The sequence below is a fragment of the Bradyrhizobium iriomotense genome, assembly GCF_030160715.1.
Classification (GTDB): Bacteria; Pseudomonadota; Alphaproteobacteria; order Rhizobiales; family Xanthobacteraceae; genus Bradyrhizobium; species Bradyrhizobium iriomotense.
Map to the genome: position 1 here is coordinate 1 of NZ_BSOW01000175.1, position 528 is coordinate 528.

1 protein-coding gene is annotated in these 528 nt (G+C 59.7%); it reads right to left on the reverse strand.

Annotated features, from left to right (window positions below; all coding sequences use genetic code 11):
• Positions 1-528 (reverse strand): IS91 family transposase (locus QQL28_RS45845; protein WP_284276466.1); only part of this gene is annotated, 528 nt, incomplete at both ends.

The window sequence follows — 528 nt, forward strand, 5'->3', positions numbered from 1 at the left end:
GCTGAAACGCAGCCGGATCACGCAACGGTTCCAGCGACGAGAAGAATTGTAGCTCGCCGGTATCGAACGACTTTTGCAAGGCGCTGAGAAATAGCCGTCGGAACAGGCGGGAAAGCACGGCCACGGGAAGAAAGAAGCCGGGCCGGCACGCGATCCAGCGGCTGCCATCCGGAGACAGTCCTCCTCCGGGAACGACGCAATGGAGGTGGGGATGGTGAAGGAGGTTCTGACCCCAAGTGTGAAGGACGGAAAAGAATCCGATCTCGGCACCGAGGTGCTTGGGGTCGGCAGCGATAGTCCGCAAAGTCTCCGCAGCTGTGCGGAAGAGAGTGTCGTACACGGTGCCAGCATTCTGGAATGCGATCGCTGCGATTTGGTCGGGCATGGTGAAAACAACGTGAAAATACTGCGTATCGAGAAGCTCCGCTTGCCGGGCTTCGATCCATTCTGCCCGCGCGAGCGATTGGCACTTGGGGCAGTTGCGCGAGCGGCAGCTATTGTAGGAGATCCGCCGCTCTCCGCAGTGAT